Origin of the sequence: Fluviicola taffensis DSM 16823 (assembly GCF_000194605.1) — a bacterium.
Taxonomy (GTDB): domain Bacteria; phylum Bacteroidota; class Bacteroidia; order Flavobacteriales_D; family Crocinitomicaceae; genus Fluviicola; species Fluviicola taffensis.
In genome coordinates this window covers 652,588-670,790 of the sequence record NC_015321.1, presented here as the reverse complement: position 1 = coordinate 670,790, position 18,203 = coordinate 652,588, and the positions used below count along the sequence as shown (strand labels likewise).

Below are 18,203 nucleotides of genomic sequence, written 5' to 3'. Positions count from 1 at the left end.
TCTATCGTCTTCACAAATGAACTACATCATCCATATCGAAAAAATCAATGATCTCTTTGTGGAAGACGAACGGCTTTCTCCTTGGCATATTAGTTTGTATTACGCTTTGTTTCATCTCTGGAATCACGCAAAGTTTCCGGAGTATCTTTCCATCAGTCGCTTTGAAATGATGAAAGCATCAAAGATTGGTTCAGTCAACACTTATTTGAAGTGTTTGAAGGAGTTAGATGCATTTGGATATATTAAGTACCAACCTTCCAAAAATCCACAAAAAGGAAGCTTGATTCACTTGTTCAGATTCGATACAAGTAGTGAACAAGAAGTGTACAACGAGCATACAAGTAGTGATACAACGAGTGAACTACGCGTGAGACCTTATATAAACAATATAAAACAAGAGAAACAATATAAAACAAATATTGTAGGGACGCAAGACATTGCGTCCCATGTAAAACAAACGTCGGCTAAAGAAAAACGTTGGCGTTTTTCCCTACCCCAAATTGAAGAAATAGAAGTTTTCTTTTTGGAGCAAGAATCAAGTAATCCGGAAGCTCAAAAGTTCTTCAATCATTTCGAATCCAATGGTTGGTTAGTAGGAGGGAAATCTAAAATGAAAAACTGGAAAGCTGCAGCACGTAATTGGATAATCAATTCCAAAAAATGGAATCCCGTTCAAGAACCACAAGCTGGCCACCTTCATACCAACCAAGACAAGGATTATTCAATTCCATTATAGCGAAGCGATGCTTCACGTCGAAACTTAAAACAAGCACCATGTTAGAAAATTGCTTCACAATTGAAAACGACATCCGACAATTCGATTTCAAGAAATGTATTCAATACATCAACTTTGTCGGAACACAAAAATACGGTTCTAATTTCCATCTTCATGCAGAAGACAAAGACATCATCTACAAACTAATCATCTATGCAATTCGTGCTGAAGATAATTGTAAAGAACATGGGATTGATTTGAACAAGGGAATTCTACTGATCGGTCCGGTTGGTTGTGGAAAAACTTCCCTAATGAATCTTCTGAAACTTTTCATTTTTCCTGAATTCGATTACCCAGTTATATCGACAAGAAACATTGTGTCTGAGTTTTATGTTGAAGGTTATCAAGTTATTCACAAATATGGGAAATCAAATAAGGTCTATTGTTTCGATGATTTAGGAATAGAAAACAACATCAAACAATTTGGAAATGAAACCAACTGCATGGCTGAAATTCTATTTCATCGATATGACCTTCATTTAAGCAGAGGAATTGTTACTCATGGAACGACGAATCTGAACGCACAAGAATTAGAGAAAGCTTATGGGAATAGAGTGAGATCGAGACTTAGATCAATATTTAACCTTATTTCATTTCCAATATCAAGTCTTGATAAGCGAAAGTAAAGACTTCTCGTTTTCCTATGAACATCGCATTATAAGAAGTTGAAAAAAAATGAATTAGTAAACAAGTTGTTTGTTTATATTTCGAAAATCAGAATTTTTACGGTACTAAATTTAAAATTTAGTTCTACTCATTGGCAGGTTGTTTTTATGGTTCTTCGAGTGGATTTGTGAAAGTTACTTGATCCATTTTGATACTATTTAAACCTAAATGATTAAGTTTAGCTTTAAATAATACTAGCTCCCTTGAATTCAACGATTCGCATCGCAATTGCTGATGATCACACTTTATTTAGAAAGTCTTTGTCAGATGCATTGACTTATGAATTTAATTTAGACGTTGTGTTTGGTGCATCAAATGGTGCAGAATTGATTTACAATCTAGCAACCAATCCAGTGGATGTTATTCTTCTCGATTTGAGAATGCCTGTAATGTCTGGTTTTGAAGCATTGAAAATTATTAGAGATAAGTACCCACTTATCAAAGTCATCATTGTCAGTATGCACGATAGCCTGCCTTTCGTTGAAGAAAGTTTCGAGCGTGGGGCAAATGCGCATCTTTCCAAGGATTGTGACATAGAAGATTTATTGGATGCAATTCGAATGACGCATAACTATGGATATTACTTTACAAACGACTTTCCTAAAGAAATGATTAACAAAATCATCAATAAAAAAAGTGCGCCTCCAGTTTTAGATGATTTCATAATTTCGGAAAGGGAAAAAGAAATCATTCGTCAAATTTGTCTAGAAAAAGGGAGTAAAGAAATTTCAGAAGAATTACAAATCGCAGAAAGAACAGTGCAAAATCACCGTTACAAAATATCAAAGAAAATCGGTACAAGTAGCAGTGTTGGGTTTCTCGTTTATGCTTTGTTGAATGGAATTGCGACAATAACTGCGGATGGAAAAGTTGTTTTTGAATAGGCTTTAATCCAATCTAAATATTTTCTTAATCAATCCTTATCATCTGCCATAATCTCCAATGAGTACTTCTACTCAATCTAAATAAATCACACAATATTGTATCAAATAATATGTTAGTTTAGTTGGTGTCAATATTATTTGTATCATTTTACTATTTCACCGTTAATAATTGCAAAACCTTGTATTATGAAGAACAAAAAATTCAAACCTAATACTAAATGCATGAATGAAAAGCATGTCTTTTTTACAGGTATTACATTATTTCAACGTAAAAATCAGGTACTGACATTTAATTTATTACTTCGCAGTTATACTCATTTGATAAGCTCAAGTTCCTTAATTTATATCAATAACGAAGTCTCATTAAGTGGTGAACGAAATTTTTCTAGAATTGGTACATTGGAAATAGTGAATAGAACTAATCTATTTAGAACTTTTGGTAATCGTTTTAAAATGATGTCTTTCAAACTATGTCTAACTATATGCCTAATCTCTTTTTCTAATTTAGTAAATGCCCAAACCCCATTGAACCAATCTGACATTGAAGAGATGTTGGTAGGGACATGGCACGTAACTCAACCTTTAACCGAAAAGGAAAATGACTTAAACTTGAAACCTGAAGAAGTTATTTATATGATATTTGAAGACAATAATGCAAACTTAAGATTTTCATCATTCATTAATAATTATTTCTACGACGGTCCATATAGAATTTCTTATGATAGGAAATCCAAGGATTTTAAAATAATATTTAAAAAGGCATATGGCAATTGTGAAACAAAGTCAGTTAAAATTGTCTCTTTAACTGACTCGTCACTTGTTATTCAATCGTGTATAAATTCTGTAGATATTGTGTTTGAAAAAAGCCCAGCACCTAGTGAGCGAATCAGAAATGTGAAAAACATTCTGATTGGAAGCTGGGAGTATTCAAAAACTATTATGAGTGAGAGCCAATTGCCTGTACTCCCCTTTGATAATCTAGTTTCCTGCGAATTTTCAGAAGATTCAGTTATTCTTTATTTAAAGAAAGATAACCAAACAATAGTTCGCAAATCTAATTATATTATTTATTGTGATAATTTGGAATTAACGCATTACAGTATTTATACACCTAACTTCACTCGTGAATCATGCGATACATTTTCATTATTTTATATTTTAAGTATTGATCGTAATATTATGATTTCAGAAAGATGTGATAACGATCATTATAAGGTTATTTATGAGAGAAAGTAATCTCTTAATGGTCAATTCTAACCCCCTAATTAAATAAATACATGGCAGATTTATATTTCTTTACAGATACCAATAGTCTTAATGTGCAAATAGAAGATTATGGTCCATTTCTGGATGGTACAAATTATCCGGGTGAAGATTTGTATCGATTTGTACAACCTCCTATTTATCAGCTTGATGAACCTGATTTTTCTACAGAATTTTCAGCGGTGGTTATTTCGAAGAACACCTATACTTCAATTTCAAATGACCTTACCAATGGAATTACAGGTTTAAATCCAGATTATGATGTTCATTTAGTTCTTCGTAATCGACAAAACAATTTAACTCCGATAGTGAATGAGGTTTCTTCAGGCGTTTGGGAGAATACTGGGGAAAAACTAGCAAACTCAGTTTATGAACTTTGGCTTAGAGGTTTTGTTGAGGTTGATACTGGAGTCAATCAAACTCTTACAGCTATGGAATGGAACTCTGGTATATTTCTAATGTCAGAAAAGCTTAGTACGAATCCAATCAAGAATTTTATTATTGTAGAACAAGGAACCAACTTCCCTAACTTGAAGAAGGACACTGAACTTCCGTGTTTTAAAAATACACTATCATTGCAGGAAAAATCTGATTTAGAAGATGTTATTGATTATGTTGATGGTCCGCCTGGATCTTCTTTTAAAGCAAATAATGACCTTCATAAAAGAGTCTTTAGAACTTTTGCTGATCCAAATCCTGGACAGGAAGAACAAAATTATACTTTTCAAATGGAACCCGTTTCTGGCACCACTCCGCTAGAATATGAAGTGTTTTTTAGAGACTCAAGCGGTAATTCACTCACTGAAATGCCGAATGACCAAGTAAAAGGTTTCATTCTTGAAGCTGCAACGGTATTTGCTACATATAACATATTAATGGACTTGCTAGAACCTAGTAAAGACAATTATATCTACCAACGAATGTTTAAGGTTTTGATCAAAAATGGATTAAAACCGGATAAAATCGTGGATAAAACCATGGAACAAGCGATTAAAGCTAGGTTGTTTAACCCATTTTTGTTTTTCGGATTGTGGTATGGCAAAGATCCTGATAATCGTCTAGATTTTGCAGGCAACCCAATTACGATCAATGGTAATTATAAACCTGATGATTTCTATGTATTTCAGCCATTCAATATGAGTGAGGTTCCAGTTAAGAGTATATTTTCAATAAATAAAATGTTTACTTATCTCAAAAACACTTCATCCTCAACCTCATTTAAAGAAGAAGTATTCAATTTAATTCGTTCTGGTAACTTTCATCCAATACAGGCCGAACCTCCTGGTGTTCACTTAAATCCTGCAGCGTTGAGTGGTGATGATCCTATATTATTTGATCTACCTAGTACAATTACTACAAGAGCCTTACTCTTTCCTTCAAGTGGAGGGAGTGGTACAATCATCAATAATATTTTGGATCAAAATGTGAAAGATTTTATCGAACCTCTTGTAGGTAAAATTGTTCGTGAAGTGAATGAGGAGTTCAAATTTTTGATTAATAAAAAATCTAAGTGCTTTTATAGGGTTTTCACCAAAAATCTTAGTTATCGCGACTCCTTTGAACCAGCGGCTAGGTTACTCGCAACGGGAGACGGTTCTTCAACCAAAGGTTTGTTGAATATGAGTGGGAGTAGGACTCTTAGAGGGGCTAACTATCTTATGTCTTATCCAGTCTCTTTAGGACCTTATATTTTTACTTATAATCTAGATAAATTGGGAAATGTACAAGGATATTATACCGAGACATTTCCTACTATAACAAAGGAGACATCTGTTGCGGTACATTTTACTATTTACGGTATGGATTCTGGATTAACTCCTGATATATTTGAGGTTGAATTAAACGGGCCTTATGTAGGGGGACCTACAGGAAATAAATTGCTGATGCGCTTTGTAGGAGAGCAAGATTTTCCTGATGATAAAAAGAAACTTTTTCCAGAAAACTCACTTTTGGGTGGAGGTGGTGCTATTCCTTCTTATTTGTATTTTCCATCAAGTTCAACTTTGCAAAGAGAAGAACGTGTCAATCTTGAACCATTTGGAACAGTGCTTCTGCTTACTTCAGGAACTGTTGCTCATCCAGATATTGTTGATTCAGATTTTGCCTTTGTTGATTCTTCAGGCAATATTGGGGGGCTTTACTTTTCCAAATGGAATAACTTGATTATCAATAAAAAACCTCCATACTCAATCACTGTTAGAGCATTTTCTGGGCAAAGAGAATCTAGTCTAGGCAGTAAGGTTCCCATACATAAGGATGTTCTTTCTTTTGAAGAAATGCAGCTAGCTGTTAATATTGCTGAGACAATACCTTCTACTGTTCGACAATTGAAGATACCAGCACAGGATGTCTATCCTGATGATAAATTTGAATTAAAATCAACTCAAAAGAAGGATTTAATTATTAATGAAGACAAATTTCCTGGTGCCATAGATGCATACAAGCAGCTAGCTCAACTCATTTATAATTCTGTTGATCTTGATCCTAATAATGGAGGAATACCAGCGTCTAAAATGTTCTTTAATTTATCTGGCAATTATGTTGGAAGGCCTAAACAAGAAGTATCAACTACTTTTAGTTTGCATAATGTTTGCCGTGATACTAGATTTACGTTTGATAAACCAAGACCTGTTACATTGGGTTGGACTGAAATTATTCCATCCGCAACAACCGTTGAATTGCCATTAGATGAGGCTCTCTATCATCCGAATGATATAAATAAAGATTTGACCCGTTTGCTTGAAGTTCCAGCCTGGATTCCAGCGCCTTATAGCTCTCAACTTCGATTCAGTTTTGGTTCTGCCACAGTTGTTTTTACAAGTAATAAAGAGGGAAGCGTAATTTTCCGTGTAGAATCATTTGTCAGTCCTATTTGGTCACGGTTAGACGAAAAAATCCAAAATGATTATCGTCATGGTGGCGGTGGAACAGTAGAAGGATTAACTCAGTCGCAACGACTTGACTTAATGAATAGTTTTACACTTTATGATAGTGGGACAGGAGGATCCGATGCTTATATAAAATTGGGAACATCTAATTTCATTCCGTCCTATAATCCAGTGTTGTCTTGTCTTAGAAGTTTTGGACTAATGGAAGCAATACGAGACAATATTGCTTTTATGGTTAATGATGCTACTTATGGATTGGGAATCTCTGATCCATTGGCAGGTGAAGCAGTACGTGCAGAGATACAGTCAGCAATTGATAACGTGGTGATTTCTGCTGATCCTTTTTTAGGATTCACTCAAGATATTACATACGATTTATACAAAAAGCTTAAGTGGTATTATTCAATAGCAGATAAAGCGTTATATGGTAATACAGTTTAACTAAAACTCATTAAAATGAAAAAATATTTCTCAATAACTTTTCTAATACTGACATTTGAAATATATAGTCAATCACCGCCAATGGATCAATATGGTCGTTCACCACAGTTTGTCTTTGGAGCCATTGAAAATCCAGAATTAAAAACAATTAGTATTGAATGCAATAAAATATTCGAGCAGTTATTAAAACGTAAAACAACTGAATGGGGGGTTCGATTGGGATTGAATTATAAGTTATATCATTTTTTGGACGAATCGGACATAGAAATTTCGAAAGACAGTAATATAAAGGGGGCTCATGGAGCAGAAATTAAAAATGACTATGATACTTCAACTATTGGGAGCAAACATGTATATGCTTTGGGTAAGTTGGAAATACCAACTAAATTTAAAAGGAAAATCGAATGGCTCGATTATAATTTAGCACTCGGCGAAGAAAACGATTTCCAGAATTTCAAAAAACTAAAAATTTTTACAACCCAGAGTGTGAATGGAAATGATTTATTCATCTCTCCTAAAAATTTTGGCAGTGGTGCTTTACGAATGGAATACCCTGGAAGTCCATTTTTTTGGAAAAATGTAACACAAATAAAAAATTTGAAATCGTTACAATTTGATTTGTCCTCAAATTTTACAGAAAGTGGAGATTTAGGTAGTATTTACCTACTTAATCCACCTGAATCTGATTTGTTTTCAATGAAAAAGCTAAGCAATGTTCATTTTTCAGAACTTCAGTTTTTACCAGTTAATTTTTATGATTTTAAAAAGCTAAACTATCTATCGGTTAACATGATTTCAACTCCTGAATTGGTTAATCTCGCTTTAGTAATGTATTCATTTGGAAAAGACACCTCACATGGAAACTGGAATATATTTTTAAGAGAAGTAGATCTCAGTCAAGAAATTAAAATCCCTATTACTGGTAAGTTTGAAACATTTTATAAAAATGGTTTACAACTTTGTGAAGGAAATTATAAGGATGGAGTTCCTCATGGCACTTGGTCATTCTGGTATCAAGATGGAAAGCTTGCCCAAAAAAGAAACTATATAAATGGAAAGCGTGATGGTATTTGGATATTTTGTGCTCCAAGTCAACAAACAGAGTTTTATATTGATACAGTTGTTCAAATGACTTATGATAAAGGACAGCTAAATAGTTTGCTTTCAAAAAAGATTAACAATATCAATTATAATCCAGAAGATTGTAATTCGTATGAAAATAGCATAGATATTGAACAGATTGTTGAATTTAATTTAAACTGGAAATCGGAAACAGAAGTAACAATTCAAAAAAAGCAATACTCAATCAATCTTCCCAAAAGTAATTCTAGGGACACCCTAAAAGGGTCTATTGAAATATGGAGTTATAGCAACAAAGGTTGGAACTATCATTTCGAGGAGTATTGCAAGGGTAGCAAGAGTGAATTGTATATTAAAGATTTGAGTGGTAAATCGTTTGTCGCTCCTCATTACTCTTGTATCAAATACTTGTATAAAGATGGTTCGATTCTGCGAGAAGCTCAATGGACAATTGATCTTGAGAATTGTTATCAAGAATATATTGAATCTGAGAATAGAGATCATACAGACGAACTAGAAGTTATTAAAAAAGAAAAGAAATATTTAAGTAATGATGATTGGTTATGTAAACCACAACTATAGAAACTATGGCAGTAGGAACTGAATTTTATCAACGATTAACAAAAGTTATTAAGCCTGAAGCCATTCCAGGAAATATTGCACTTTTGGAAGATGGAGCTGAAGCACTTTTGGAGAAGTTATTCTTTGCGGATGCAGTGATTCAAAGAAGTCAAACCGGGGAAAGTGGTTTCGCATACCTTCGTATTATTACAGGTCAGGAATTGGGATTTGCCATAGGTGGTAGCGAAGGTATTAGACTATTACTTAATCCAAATCCTTCCGGAGGCGGTACATCTTTTCCTATCAGTTTTCGCTACAAATGGGAAATACTGAAATACAAAGGAAACTTTAATTTTAGCAGCTTTGGGAATACCATTTCAGGAGTTTTCGATGTGTTTAAAGATGTTGCGCAAATTTCTGATGCTGAGTTCTTAACAGGAGTTATAAGTGCTTTTATATCAGGAAACAATACTATACAACAGTTTTCTGATCGCTTCAATGTATATAATTCCACAGGTTATCAGCTAAATCTGACAAATGGACTTAATTTGAATGATTCCGTTTTGGAGATTCTAGTTAAATTTGAAGAACAAGAGATTGAATTGTTTCAGGTAATATTTGATGTTTTTTTAGGCGGTAATATATCAATTGATTCATTTTGGGAAAATTTGAAACTGCTATTCAAAAGGTGGCTGAACAGAATTGATGAAGACCGATTACTTGAAATAATAGTTCCATCGTTTAACTTCACTCTTGAATCTCTCAATGCAGCGATTGAATTTCCTGAAAAAATTCTTAAACCTTTAGACCCATTGATACCAAAGTCGCTATTGACTTTTAACATTGGAAGTCTGGAAGTAGATTCAAAAACTGGATTTCACTTTGATAGTATTGGGAGTCTATCTTTTACAGAGTCTGAGATTGCCAATTCTGGATTTACAATTGGTTTTACGGGTGCTAAACTTGACTTAAGTAAAAATACTAATATCCCAGAAGCAACTGCTGATGGTCGCCCAAACGATTTCATGGGTGTATACATTCAAGATGGTGTCATTGGCTTCCCTGCCTTCTGGAACCATGACGATGCAAATTCCACAGGACAAATTACAGCACACAACCTACTTGTAGGTACTGGTGGAATTTCCGGGAAAAGCGGTCTTCCTCCTAATCTTCACAGCTTCAGTTTCCATAAACGCAAGCCTATACAAAGCGGCCTCGGTGGCTGAGCCTGCCGAAGTCCGGGCTTGCTTTTTAGCATTCACATTGCCAGCTCCTCAGAATTCGTAGTTGGCTGTTCATTTGTAATCTTTGCCTGTTCAGCTAGCGTCGTCAGTAGTGGCTACTCTGCCACCCATCCTTCTGCCTTCGTAGCCTTGGCGAAGAAGGTCCCAATAATGTAGTCAGGGAAGCTAGTCCTTTGCTTCGCTGAAGCTACGCGAAAGTAAGCCGTCACTCCCTTCCTTGTTGTTTCATTGGGTGTCACCGCCACTTGTGTTGTGCTCGCCTGCTAAATCGCTCAGGCTACGGTATTTGTCACAGTTTTTGTGCCCACGCGCTCTAGTAGCTTAAACTCATTCATCTTTCCTTGTCCGTAAACTGGCCCCAAGTCAATTCTTCTTTCGTTAAGCAACTTCGCGCTCCCGCTACAAGAATATGTTCAGCTTTCGTGCCTCAGCTTCCATATACTTGTCTTTTCCACCACTACATGCCGTCTCAGTGCTCCATTGCATTCCGCACTTTCAACCGCATTCGCTCACACACCAGCACTTTGTCTTCTCCTCGTTCCTCGCATAAAGTCAAACAGCTGGTCAACAAAAACATGCGCCAAAACCTTGTGCATCCTGCATAGGTCGCCAGTTGTTCCCCGTATGTACGGGGCCCATTTCTGTCTTTCACCTTCGCTCAACTCGCAGGTGGCTCGCGCACTCCATGTTTTTCACTATGCTACGCGTCGTTCAAGAACATTCCGTTTTGCTTCACAGCCTCCGGTGAACCTTTGGCTGTTCGCCTGTTGCCTTGTTCCACCGGCAACGCTCAAGGCTGTTTTACCAGATTATTCTTCGATGCTTAAAATTCAGTAATCTGAAAACTTCATAAATATTACAATATGTATAGATCTGCGAAATCTATGCGCTAAATAATTCCAAACACTTCCAGTAATACTGTCTCGCTGTAATACATTCCCCATTTTTCCAAAAAGTCATGTATCACATCAATCCAGCAGTTATCAAATCCATTTTGGCATCTATGTCTCAAAAAGAGTTTTCAATCCACATGCGCTTTATCCGTCGTCAAGTTCCAAAATGTGTTCCAGGTTCCAATCGGCGTCAAATGTTTCTAAACTTATATCAGTGGTGTGTTGCCAAGCAGCAAAAAGAAATTTCAGATATTCAAAGAAGGTATTATCTCTAGTGCCTGTTTTTGAAATCGAAGAAATAAAAAAAATCAAAGCAAAGTTAGATCCTTTCTGTGTGCTGAAAGGTCAAGCCCTTCGGGTTTTGCAAAAACATATTCAGAAAACTGAAAAGAATATCTTTTTGCAAAAACCTTGCATTCACCCATAAAGCCCCTTTGGAATAGGCTTTCTTTTTTCCTTTTTCTTTTGGGTTTATATAAATAGATAATAATATATTAGAGAACAAATAATTGATTATGAGAAAACCTAGTGATGAATGCTTACTCTGCAAGTTAAACAACTCTTCGAAAACAAATTCACATATTTTTCCTAAATCTTTATCTAGAAAACTTTTCGTTTCAGATACTGGAAACAAAGGATATCAAGTAAATTCTAAATATCCAATTAACCATCCACCTCAGTCAATACAAGATTCGCCAAAGGAAAATTATATTCTATGCCCAGGATGTGAAACATATTTTGGTTTGTTGGAAACCATTTGTGTAAATGTCTTAAATCAGTGGAAAGATAAGGTATTAAGTGGTGAATTTTTGAAACAGCAATTTGACGATGAATATTCCATAATTTCATGCGTTTCTTCAAATAGTAAAATATTTAGATTAATGATTTATTCAATTTTCTGGAGGAGTAGCGTATCTAACCACTCTGTATTTAATAGTTTTAAAATCAATCGTGAAATTGAGGAAGAAATTAGAGCTTCACTTTTCGAACATAAATCAGTTGATAAATCAGAATTGTTAATAAATCTTTCAAATAAGAATATACCTCTTTTTCCTTTAACAATAATATCATCTGATTCATTTGAAGACCCATCATCTAATTTAATATTTGCCTCACATAGAAAGGACGTTTATAAATTGATAATGGATCAATTTTGCCTATTGATGTTTGAGAATGAAATCCATGTTGCCAATAGTTCCTTTCGAATTTATAGTAATTTAAAACATGAGGATTGTAAGATACTTGTCTATAGTGAAAAAAATTGGAATGAAAATATTGTTAATCCAATCATTAACCTTATTGCTGATAACATCATTCAAAATAAGAATCTAAAATAGGAACGGCACCCTTTCGAGTGCCGTTCCTATTTTATTCCGATAAATACTTCCAAATCCGCTTGAGAATCAAACTAACAATGAAACTGGCAACAGCGCCAACACATGCCAGGATAACTGTTTTTGAAAAATCTTGCGAATCAATGTTCGCAGCAATAGTAAACACTGTACCTGTAACCGTTCCTGCAACTGTTGTGGTGTCTTGATGAGGTGTCATTGCTAATTGTTTTTGGAATTAGTTAGGGCAAGAATCCTCTCGCGAACAACGTGTGGTGTCCAACTTGATACTGATTTCAAACACTTCTGTATCTTCAATCAACTCTTCATTAACATCGATCGCAACAAGGTTCACTGCACTTGAAAGTTCCGCTCCAGCTTTAAAGCGTGGTTTACGTCGTGTCTTGATATTGACACTTAAGTTGCTATTCGCACAATTTTCTGCTTTCATACTTTTAATTTTTAAAGTACCTAGTTCCGCCTTGACGGATACTAGGTACTTTGGATTAATAACTTGATTTACTTTTCCTCGCTATCTTCTACAATAGCTGCTTGACTCATGGCAGTTGCAACAGTACCCGCAACTAACATGTATCCACCAAATGCAATTACACCTGCGGGCAAACTCACAGGAGCTGCAATCAAAACAGTACCTGCAGCTGCCAATACCAATCCAATCAATCTCAATTTCTTGAAGAATGGAGGTGTTTCGCTTGCCACTCGAGAGAAGTAAGACTTCAAATTGTCTTTAAACTTCGGGCCCTTTAAATTTGAATTTTTCATGACTCAATAGTTTAGTTTACTTCAACAATCGATAACACATTGAATGCACCGTTTTTCAACGAATACTGTGTTGCATTTACTTCCTGAAAGAACTCCAAGCAAAGAACAAAGATGTCTGTTCCTTGTCCAGTTGGAGCTTGTGGAGGTGTTAGGGTAACATCTGCTGATGTTGAATCAATCGGTAAGTTTGATTCCGGAGAAATTTGGGTGTTACTAACTCCCGTCACAAAATCAACTTTTGTCCAGGCGCATTTTAGTGATACATGAGTTGCACCTTGAGGAAAAGCTACATCATTGATTGGAATCAAATCTGTAATTGTAATTGCTCCTGTATTCGTGTCCACCTGAAAAGGTTTGAAGAATACACTTCCGATTGCAGAACGTTCGTTGAAGTTAAAACCCTTCAATAGCTCTTTTGCTGCAGGATTAACAATTCCAGCTGCAACGTTTCGTCCACCACGAGAACCTTGAGTGTCAAAGTTCTTAACCATGGTCATCACTTTCGTCATTCTTGCAGTTACTCCACCATCACTTGCACTTTGCATCAAGGGTCGTAAAGCAGTTCGCAAAAGCTTACCAGCAATTGCTGACGTACCAAACTCCTTGTTGTTTTCACGAGTTCGGACGAAGGCAGGATCACTTGCAATGCGCTTACCGTCAACAGACGTTTTCATGCGCGCAAGGTTCCCATCTTTCGATTTGTAGAAATTGACATTATCCAATGTCCCTTTCAATTTAATAAGGCCAGTTTGTCTTGCCATTATTTCATGTTTTTACTAGTTGACCGATTCGTTAGGTAGGCCATTTCACCTCTCAGACACCTTAGCTTACTCGAGTAAAAACATTCGCGAAGGTGTTTGATAAGACAAACATTCAACGATTCTAAGAGCATTGCAATAGACCTATACCGGTTCATAAACTTTATGCAGTTTTGTACCTTTTTTGCACCTTGAAAAGCCTTAAATACCTCTTAATTTTGTGTATAGATTCACCCAAGGTTCCCCATGGATTACCTATGGATAGTATATGAAATCATGAAAGAAAAACGCTTAGTCATATATCCAAAAGATATAATGTTGATTACTGGTAGGAGTGAGAGGTATTCTCGCTACTTGATTCAGCGCATCAAAAAGCACCTAGGGAAAGCCGAACATCAAGTAGTTTCCATTTCCGAATTCTGCACTTATATGGGCTTGAGTTTGGATGAAATTCTACTTATTATTTACTAAATAGCACCAATTCATAAATAATTACCTATCTTTGCACACGTCTAAGCAATTAGACAAAGACATTTAAGAAAAAGCCCATATGGCTGTGGGACTAGAAACCCCCAAGAAGTATCAAATTTCTTGGGGGTTTTGACTTTTAATAAACTACTATTTCAAATCATCGAAACTTGAAATATCAACTCACCAGAGATTCATTTATTTCGATTTTATTTGATGTTTTTTGAGATAATTCAACACCTTAATTCGCATCAAGAAATATTAATGCGTATCTTTATTAATGAATTCGTTCTTTCAAATTGAAGTAAAACAAAATTGATATTATGCGAACAAATCAGCGAACACGTAAAAGTGAACACTGCTTAAACCGTTATAAATAGGGAGATTTGCAATAACTCGTCGGTCCCGTCCAGACCGCTAAAAAACGTTAGAAGAAAATAGCTTATATGGCTGTAAGCTTAGAAAACCCTAGAGTGTATCAAATGCTCTAGGGTTTTTGCTTTTAGACCAGGGGTCGTTAGAGGGGTCGGAATAAAATGGATCAAGACCAAATTCGGATCAAGACCAAATTGGATCAAGACCAAATTCTGGGGACTAAGCATAAATTTGCGTTAATCGGAATAAAAAATATTGGATATCCCTAACACCTCTAAATTGAGATCTAAATGCTTTTATTTTGGCATTAAATGCTTCAGCGGAAGCATTTGTACTTCGGTTATCAAAGTAATTGAGGATTGTTTTGTAATGATTTTGGATTGTTCTAGATATGGAGTTGAAAGATTTAAAACCAGCTTTAGTTACTTTTTCATGCCATTTGGCCAATTTGGTGTAAGCGTAAATTTTGTCTTTGGTTTGTTCAAAAATCCCTTTCAGTTGTTGTGCTAGTTGATAAGCTATTTGGATATCTGGATAAAGATAAAATAGGATTTCCGCTCGTTGTTTTTGATTGAAGGTCCATTTAGAAGGTTTTTTATAAAGTACGTATCTGCTTCTTGCTAATAATTGCCTGATGGTATCTCCGTTTTCAAGGATAACAGGATGGTATGCTTTCTTTTGATTCTTTGCTTTTTCAATGGCTTCATTTTCTGCATCGAGCGCTTCCCATCGATGCTTTACGCGAAGCTCCTGAACGGCTTCCAAAGCTAGTTTTTCGACATGGAAACGATCTGTAACAAGCACAGCATCTGGAAAGTTTCTTTTTGCAATCAAATTCATGCTTCCAGCCATATCCAGAGTTATTTCTACTACCTTTTTACGAAGCTTTAGTGGAATTTTTTGAAGTATTGTTGTAATGTATTCGGAGTTGGTTCCTGTTATAATTGCGACAATGGATCCTTGTTTTCCTTTGGCTGCTTTGTTGGTGATGATGGTGTAAAGCTCACCCTGAGATAGAGAGGTTTCATCCAGGGATAAATGAGTTCCAATATTATCGGTAAAAAGTAAATACTCTTTGGCATGAGCAAGCTGTTCCCAGTTCCTAAAATCACTTAACCAATCCTTATGCTGTCGTTGTAGTTTCTTACCCTTGACACCATAAAATGAACCAATAGTATGACAGCTGAACGGTTTAGAAGCGACTGATTTGTTTTAAAAAAGAGGCAAACTCATCGGTCATGCGAGTACCTTTAGCAACGATATTCCAATCTCTTTGAACAATCTCCTTGGTGTTCTTATCAGTCCATCTTCTGCGCTTTACATGCAGAAAAACATGTTTACCTCTGAGTGGAAAATCCTGAATCGTAATTTCATCATGGAATCCTTTAGAGATTAATTCTTTATGAAGATGCTCTGTTGGTGGTTTATTTAATTCTTCAAAGTAAAGATGCAACGTTTCATTTTGCTTTTCAACTTTCATGAAGTCAAAGAAATCAACCAATAACTCTGGAAGTACCAGTTTCAATAGTTCAATTTGTGGATCCAATCGCTTTTTTTTCCAAAGTTCTAAATTCTATTCAAATTCCTCCCCAACTTTTGTGATTGATCCCACATCTTTTATATTTCCACCTTCAAAGTGAGTTGTTTGATTGTTGATAATCATTATTTTAGGTGATTCAACAGATTAAAATCGAGATTTGATAGAGAATGGGTACTTTATCAGTTAGTGCTTTGCGATATGCAGGTTTGAACTGAGAGAATCCCCACCAGGTGATTTTGTTTCTAAGTTAAATGACATATTTTCAACTGATAGTAAAGTAAAAATATATGGCAAAAGAGATTTTTATTCGAAGTTTGGTGATGAGATTAAGAACATTGAGTTGGAAAGTAAGCTTATTGAAAATACCGATGAGTGAACATTAGATAATATTGTTGCTTCGTCAATGTTCAAGGGAATTTTATAAATATTTGTAGTTGCTAGATGATATATTTAGAAAGTGTCGCGTTCCAACCATTCGAGTTTATTTGGCAAATCAAGAGAACTAAACTCTAAATGAATCACTCTTCTTCGTTTTTGATTCTGTGTCTTAGAAGATGAATGTAAGAGCAACGGTTTCATTAACTGGACTCCTCCTTCTCTTACTTCTATAAGTACTGGGCGAGTATTTGCAGTAATAACACTTAATTCATCATCAGTAAATCGTTTAGTGTGTGAACCTGGAACGACTTTTAATGCCCCATTTTGTTCAGTAGTAATGTCTAAATGAATTCGAATCGTAAAGATGTTGTGGAGAAATTCCTCTGGTGGACAAACTGAATTGATTTCTTTCTTTTTGGTCCAGGATGTAAATCCATCGGTCTCAATTTTCTCCTGAACATTAATTGGAACGTCTTGATGCCAACTGACGAACCAATTGGAATCATCTGGTTTGTCAAAATAAATGGCCTTTACCAGAAAAGCATCCGGATCTATTGTTCTTACTAAACGCTCTAAATTTTCATTAAAAAGCAATGCCTTTAAGGAAGGAATATCTTTGAGTAAGGTTCTTTTTCCAAAAGTTGATTCATTATTGTCAGCGAAATAATCATGAAGTTCTTTTCCTATTTTTCGAATTTCGTTCCTTGTATAAAGATCATTGAGAATAGAATAACCATTCTTGACCAATTTCTTACTTGCAGCAAGAGCATCAGAAGCTGATAATTGTGAATTGTACATATCCAACCCATTCTGAAACTTCTCTTGAATTCTGCGTTTCAATGAAATAGGCTTCAACACTTGCATAGCTTCTCCAAAACCAAGAATCAATCGTTCCAATTCAAAATTCTGATGAACTGAAAGTTCTATGATTACTGCACCATTGTTCAATGTCTCTTTCACACGTTGCGTATGATGTAAAGGTTTTGTCAGAACATAGGGTGCATTTTTCTCATCTACTTTTAATACAATTCGATCTATATGTTTTTCATCTAAGACTGTCACACCAATGGTGTTCTTATAAAAGGCATCACCGTCAAAATTTTCGTTGATATAATCCAATTTGGTATCGTAGTCGATGCTAATAATTCGGTCGAGGGCAAAAGTTAGGATGTTACCTTTTTTATTTTTTTTACCTACCAAAAACCATCTATTGTTGAATTCTTTCAAAATAAACGGGTGAAAAGTAATTACAGAACTTTCATTTGCTTTAAAAGACTGATAGCGAAGTTTCAAAACCATCTTCTTGAGAATCGCCTGATACAAAACATCCAAATGTTCCAACCCTTTCAATTGATCATTTTTGTCTAAATGAATAATTGCTGGTCGATGTGTTTTTTCTGTATAAATTTTATCCTCCAACCGTTGAATGATTCCTCCCAGCTCTGAGAATAATGAAAAATCTTTGAATTGCTTTAGCATTTCCACTGTCTCTGAAAGCACATGCATATCATTTTCATTCAATGGAATATCTGTAATTGTAAAATCTGGATCTTCGTAACGATAGAATTTCTTATCATATACTTCAATCGGAGCATTGTAGCCCAATTTATCACTTCGCATTAATTGAATATCGAGTTGAATGGTGCGTTTGCTAACGTTTGCATCTTTTCCCTCGTATTCATATAATGCGTCTGAACACGCTTCAATCAAATCTTCCAATGTCCAATTTCGATAGCTGTTTTGTAAACATTTATCAATTGTTCTATAACGAATTAGTGCATTTTTGTTTTGTGCCATGAACTAAAATTAATTCTTTTTTAAATGTGCGCAGAATAATTGCGCAGTTGAGTTAAATCTTTGTATTGTTCTTAGAAA

The 18,203-nt window shown here is 35.2% G+C and carries 17 protein-coding genes; 10 read left to right on the top strand and 7 right to left on the bottom strand.

What is annotated here, in order from left to right:
- The first annotated feature begins 16 nt into the window (after positions 1 to 16).
- The 9 genes from FLUTA_RS02910 (at position 17) to FLUTA_RS02870 (ending at position 12,032) form a co-directional block, all read left to right on the top strand.
- Positions 17 to 736, top strand: a complete 720-nt coding sequence (locus tag FLUTA_RS02910; RefSeq protein WP_013685354.1) for a hypothetical protein — start codon at positions 17 to 19, stop codon at positions 734 to 736.
- 38 nt (positions 737 to 774) lie between these two features.
- On the top strand, positions 775 to 1,401 hold the full coding sequence (locus FLUTA_RS02905; protein WP_013685353.1) for a P-loop NTPase family protein: 627 nt from the start codon (positions 775 to 777) through the stop codon (positions 1,399 to 1,401).
- Positions 1,402 to 1,644: 243 nt separating this feature from the next.
- Positions 1,645 to 2,325 carry a response regulator transcription factor gene (locus FLUTA_RS02900; protein ID WP_013685352.1) on the top strand — a complete coding sequence of 227 codons (681 nt, stop codon included), beginning with the start codon at positions 1,645 to 1,647 and terminating at the stop codon, positions 2,323 to 2,325.
- A gap of 186 nt (positions 2,326 to 2,511) precedes the next feature.
- Positions 2,512 to 3,561 carry a hypothetical protein gene (locus FLUTA_RS02895; protein WP_043023608.1) on the top strand — a complete coding sequence of 350 codons (1,050 nt, stop codon included), beginning with the start codon at positions 2,512 to 2,514 and terminating at the stop codon, positions 3,559 to 3,561.
- Between the two features lie 41 nt (positions 3,562 to 3,602).
- A complete protein-coding gene (locus FLUTA_RS02890; protein ID WP_013685350.1) occupies positions 3,603 to 6,917 on the top strand; it encodes a hypothetical protein in 3,315 nt (1,104 codons plus the stop codon).
- A 15-nt stretch (positions 6,918 to 6,932) separates the two neighbouring features.
- Entirely contained in the window at positions 6,933 to 8,579 is a 1,647-nt protein-coding gene (locus FLUTA_RS02885) for a toxin-antitoxin system YwqK family antitoxin (protein WP_013685349.1), read from the top strand.
- Positions 8,580 to 8,584: 5 nt separating this feature from the next.
- Positions 8,585 to 9,784, top strand: a complete 1,200-nt coding sequence (locus FLUTA_RS02880) for a V-type ATPase subunit (RefSeq protein WP_013685348.1) — start codon at positions 8,585 to 8,587, stop codon at positions 9,782 to 9,784.
- 976 nt (positions 9,785 to 10,760) lie between these two features.
- The gene (locus FLUTA_RS02875) at positions 10,761 to 10,970 is read left to right on the top strand and encodes a hypothetical protein (RefSeq protein ID WP_013685347.1); all 210 of its coding nucleotides are present in this window, start codon (positions 10,761 to 10,763) and stop codon (positions 10,968 to 10,970) included.
- A 240-nt stretch (positions 10,971 to 11,210) separates the two neighbouring features.
- A complete protein-coding gene (locus tag FLUTA_RS02870; RefSeq protein ID WP_013685346.1) occupies positions 11,211 to 12,032 on the top strand; it encodes a hypothetical protein in 822 nt (273 codons plus the stop codon).
- Between the two features lie 31 nt (positions 12,033 to 12,063).
- Here the strand turns inward: FLUTA_RS02870 and FLUTA_RS02865 are convergent, their stop codons facing one another.
- From FLUTA_RS02865 to FLUTA_RS02850, 4 genes are all read right to left on the bottom strand, one after another.
- Positions 12,064 to 12,246: a hypothetical protein gene (locus tag FLUTA_RS02865; protein ID WP_013685345.1), complete on the bottom strand. Its 183-nt coding sequence runs from the start codon at positions 12,244 to 12,246 to the stop codon at positions 12,064 to 12,066.
- 18 nt (positions 12,247 to 12,264) lie between these two features.
- Entirely contained in the window at positions 12,265 to 12,477 is a 213-nt protein-coding gene (locus FLUTA_RS02860; protein ID WP_013685344.1) for a hypothetical protein, read from the bottom strand.
- 68 nt (positions 12,478 to 12,545) lie between these two features.
- On the bottom strand, positions 12,546 to 12,809 hold the full coding sequence (locus tag FLUTA_RS02855) for a hypothetical protein (protein WP_013685343.1): 264 nt from the start codon (positions 12,807 to 12,809) through the stop codon (positions 12,546 to 12,548).
- An 11-nt stretch (positions 12,810 to 12,820) separates the two neighbouring features.
- Positions 12,821 to 13,570 (bottom strand): hypothetical protein, encoded by a 750-nt coding sequence (locus FLUTA_RS02850; protein WP_013685342.1) that lies wholly within the window; start codon positions 13,568 to 13,570, stop codon positions 12,821 to 12,823.
- A 273-nt stretch (positions 13,571 to 13,843) separates the two neighbouring features.
- On the opposite strand from FLUTA_RS02850, the gene FLUTA_RS02845 reads away from it, so the two are divergent.
- Complete coding sequence (locus tag FLUTA_RS02845) at positions 13,844 to 14,038, top strand: hypothetical protein (protein ID WP_043024040.1); 195 nt, start codon at positions 13,844 to 13,846, stop codon at positions 14,036 to 14,038.
- A 591-nt stretch (positions 14,039 to 14,629) separates the two neighbouring features.
- Here the strand turns inward: FLUTA_RS02845 and FLUTA_RS02840 are convergent.
- The 3 genes from FLUTA_RS02840 to FLUTA_RS21980 form a co-directional block, all read right to left on the bottom strand.
- The gene (locus tag FLUTA_RS02840) at positions 14,630 to 15,583 is read right to left on the bottom strand and encodes an ISAon1 family transposase (protein ID WP_043023561.1); all 954 of its coding nucleotides are present in this window, start codon (positions 15,581 to 15,583) and stop codon (positions 14,630 to 14,632) included.
- Positions 15,584 to 15,602: 19 nt separating this feature from the next.
- Positions 15,603 to 15,956, bottom strand: a complete 354-nt coding sequence (locus tag FLUTA_RS21700) for an ISAon1 family transposase N-terminal region protein (protein ID WP_043023560.1) — start codon at positions 15,954 to 15,956, stop codon at positions 15,603 to 15,605.
- 444 nt (positions 15,957 to 16,400) lie between these two features.
- Positions 16,401 to 18,125, bottom strand: coding sequence for a WYL domain-containing protein (locus FLUTA_RS21980; RefSeq protein WP_013685339.1), 1,725 nt, complete (start codon positions 18,123 to 18,125; stop codon positions 16,401 to 16,403).
- Positions 18,126 to 18,203: the final 78 nt, after the last annotated feature.

Bases quoted from the DNA above. Each gene is read 5' to 3' on its own strand.
- FLUTA_RS02910 (WP_013685354.1), top strand. From the start codon at position 17: ATGAACTACATCATCCATATCGAAAAAATCAATGATCTCTTTGTGGAA.
- FLUTA_RS02905 (WP_013685353.1), top strand. From the start codon at position 775: ATGTTAGAAAATTGCTTCACAATTGAAAACGACATCCGACAATTCGAT.
- FLUTA_RS02895 (WP_043023608.1), top strand. From the start codon at position 2,512: ATGAAGAACAAAAAATTCAAACCTAATACTAAATGCATGAATGAAAAG.
- FLUTA_RS02890 (WP_013685350.1), top strand. From the start codon at position 3,603: ATGGCAGATTTATATTTCTTTACAGATACCAATAGTCTTAATGTGCAA.
- FLUTA_RS02885 (WP_013685349.1), top strand. From the start codon at position 6,933: ATGAAAAAATATTTCTCAATAACTTTTCTAATACTGACATTTGAAATA.
- FLUTA_RS02880 (WP_013685348.1), top strand. From the start codon at position 8,585: ATGGCAGTAGGAACTGAATTTTATCAACGATTAACAAAAGTTATTAAG.
- FLUTA_RS02875 (WP_013685347.1), top strand. From the start codon at position 10,761: ATGTATCACATCAATCCAGCAGTTATCAAATCCATTTTGGCATCTATG.
- FLUTA_RS02870 (WP_013685346.1), top strand. From the start codon at position 11,211: ATGAGAAAACCTAGTGATGAATGCTTACTCTGCAAGTTAAACAACTCT.
- FLUTA_RS02865 (WP_013685345.1), bottom strand. From the start codon at position 12,246: ATGACACCTCATCAAGACACCACAACAGTTGCAGGAACGGTTACAGGT.
- FLUTA_RS02860 (WP_013685344.1), bottom strand. From the start codon at position 12,477: ATGAAAGCAGAAAATTGTGCGAATAGCAACTTAAGTGTCAATATCAAG.
- FLUTA_RS02855 (WP_013685343.1), bottom strand. From the start codon at position 12,809: ATGAAAAATTCAAATTTAAAGGGCCCGAAGTTTAAAGACAATTTGAAG.
- FLUTA_RS02850 (WP_013685342.1), bottom strand. From the start codon at position 13,570: ATGGCAAGACAAACTGGCCTTATTAAATTGAAAGGGACATTGGATAAT.
- FLUTA_RS02845 (WP_043024040.1), top strand. From the start codon at position 13,844: ATGAAAGAAAAACGCTTAGTCATATATCCAAAAGATATAATGTTGATT.
- FLUTA_RS21980 (WP_013685339.1), bottom strand. From the start codon at position 18,125: ATGGCACAAAACAAAAATGCACTAATTCGTTATAGAACAATTGATAAA.